The organism is Pseudomonas sp. PS01303, assembly GCF_029959385.1.
In the GTDB taxonomy this organism is placed as follows: Bacteria; Pseudomonadota; Gammaproteobacteria; order Pseudomonadales; family Pseudomonadaceae; genus Aquipseudomonas; species Aquipseudomonas rustica.
Genome location: NZ_JASCPK010000293.1, coordinates 1 through 2,390 on the forward strand (window position 1 = coordinate 1; position 2,390 = coordinate 2,390).

The following is a 2,390-nucleotide window of genomic DNA, read 5'->3' on the forward strand; positions in this document are numbered from 1 at the left end:
CTTTTGATCTTGATTGTAAAAAAAGATCAAAAGATCGCAGCGTGCCGCAGCTCCTACAGGGATATCGTCACTCGGGTGAGGGGGTGATTCGGCAGCTTTTGCGCTGGCGAATTTCTTCGTCGCTTGGCCGTTCGCGGACGAATTCGAAGCGCGGTTCACCCTCGCTGTAATGCACCAGCCAGCCCCATTCCAGTTCCTTTTCATCCTGCCCGGGATTCGGCGGTCGGGCCCACCATGGCTCTTTGCTGAGGATCTCGCGCATGGCGGCCTCCGGTTGATGGCAATCCTTGAACTATAGCTGCCTGTCGCGAGTCGTCAGTTCAGGCTGTGTAGAATCCGGCGGATTGCGATGAACAGGGGAGCAGGATCATGACCGATGAAGCGAAGCGACTGTTTTTCGCCCTCGACTGCCCGCCGGTGCAGCGCAAGGCGATTGCTCAGTGGCGCGGCGAGTTGGGTTTGCGCACCGGCAAACCGGTGCCGGCGGAGAATTTTCATCTGACGTTGTTGTTTCTCGGAGCGGTGCCGTTGGCGCAGATCAATCAAGTTTGCCAAGCCGCCAGCAAAGTGCGCACGCCCGGGGAGGCGTTGAGGATTTCGCTGGATCGCTTGCAGGTCTGGCATCGCCCTGGCGTATTGTCGCTGGCACCTGAGCAGGCACCGCAGGCGTTGTTGCGCTTGGTCTATGCGTTGGAACAGGCGATGTTGCCTTTCGGTTTTGAAGAGACACCCCGCGAGTTTCGCCCGCACCTGACGTTGGCCCGTGATTACCGCGCGCCGGAGCCGGAATCCGCTATGCCACCGGAGTTCTTTTTGCGAGCTGAACGCTTTGCCTTGTTTGAATCGCACAAGGGTCGTTATCGCGTTTTGCAGGATTGGCCGCTGATCTGACGCAACAAAAAAAGGCGCCCGAAGGCGCCTGAGAATTCACCTGAGCCGAGGGAGCCAGGTGAGGCCGTTCATAGAGAGGTTGCAGCGGTGGTAAGGCGCTGCGCGAACGGGAAATTTTTACACTGATCGTTCCTACGCTCTGCGTGGGAATGCCTCTTGTGACGCTCCGCGTCACGCTTTGGGACGCAGAGCGTCCCGGGCTGCGTTCCCACGCGGAGCGTGGGAACGATCATCGCGCGTATCAGTTATTTACCGAGCTTCACCCGGGTCCAGCCGCGCGTCATGATGCGCTGCGTGGCAATCGGTTGATCCGGCACGGCGTACAACGTCGCCATCACCGCGTCTGTCGGGTACGAACCCGGGTCGTTGCGGATCGCTTCGTCCACCAGTGGCGTGGCCGCCGCGTTGGCGTTGCTGTAGCCGATGCTGTTGGTGACTTCGGCGATGATGTCCGGGCGCATCAGGAAATTCATGAACAGGTAGGCGTTGTCGACGTTGCTGGCATCGCGCGGGATGGCGACCATGTCGTAGAAGCTGCCGGCGCCTTCCTTGGGAATGCTGTAATCGATCACCACGTTGTTGCCCGATTCCACGGCGCGGGCCTTGGCCTGCAGCACGTCACCGGAGTAACCGACCGCCACGCAAATGTTGCCGTTGGCCAGATCGGAGATGTATTTCGAGGAATGGAAATACGCCACATACGGACGGATTTTCATGAACAACGCTTCGGCTTCGGCGATGTGCGCGGTGTCCTTGTCGTTCACCGGGTAGCCCAGGTAGTGCAGGGCGGCCGGGAGCATTTCGGTCGGCGAATCGAGGAAGCTGATGCCGCAGGCTTTGAGCTTTTCAGCGTTTTCCGGTTTGAACAGCAAGTCCCAGGAGTTGGTCGGGGCGTTGGCGCCGAGCACTTCCTTGACCTTGGCCGGGTTGAAACCGATGCCGATCGAGCCCCACATGTACGGGAACGCATGAGCGTTGTCCGGGTCACTGGCGGCAGCGTTTTTCAGCAGCACCGGGTTGAGATTCTTCCAGTTCGGCAGCTTCGATTTGTCCAGCGCCTGATAGACGCCAGCCTTGATCTGCTTGGCCAGGAAACTGTTGGACGGCACGACGATGTCGTAACCGGATTTGCCCGCCAGCAAGCGCGCCTCAAGGGTCTCGTTGCTGTCGAAGACGTCATAGGTCACACGGATGCCGGTCTCGTCTTCGAATTTCTTGACGGTGTCCGGCGCGATGTAATCGGACCAGTTGTAAACACGCAGCACCTTGTCGTTGGCCTGGGCGCCCATGACGATTGCGCCCATTAAGGACAGTGTCAGCAGAGTCCTGCCAAACATTTTCATCGGTACAACTCCATTCTTTTTATTCACGTTACGCAAAGCCCCCTCACCCTAACCCTCTCCCAGAGGGAGAGGGGACTGACCGAGGGGCTGACTACATTTTTGTAGGAGCTGCGGCACGCTGCGATCTGTTGATCTTCAAATGCAAAGTCAAAAGAT

3 protein-coding genes are annotated in these 2,390 nt (G+C 58.5%); 1 reads left to right on the forward strand and 2 read right to left on the reverse strand.

Going from position 1 to position 2,390, the window contains the following annotated elements; genetic code table 11:
* Positions 1-67 precede the first annotated feature (67 nt).
* Entirely contained in the window at positions 68-262 is a 195-nt protein-coding gene (locus QMX93_RS30545) for a hypothetical protein (protein WP_212545964.1), read from the reverse strand.
* A gap of 107 nt (positions 263-369) precedes the next feature.
* Between QMX93_RS30545 and thpR the strand changes: the two genes are divergently transcribed.
* Complete coding sequence (gene thpR, locus QMX93_RS30550; protein ID WP_282359316.1) at positions 370-891, forward strand: RNA 2',3'-cyclic phosphodiesterase; 522 nt, start codon at positions 370-372, stop codon at positions 889-891.
* Between the two features lie 245 nt (positions 892-1,136).
* Here thpR and QMX93_RS30555 read toward each other — a convergent pair whose 3' ends face one another.
* Positions 1,137-2,234 carry a polyamine ABC transporter substrate-binding protein gene (locus QMX93_RS30555; RefSeq protein ID WP_282359318.1) on the reverse strand — a complete coding sequence of 366 codons (1,098 nt, stop codon included), beginning with the start codon at positions 2,232-2,234 and terminating at the stop codon, positions 1,137-1,139.
* Positions 2,235-2,390: the final 156 nt, after the last annotated feature.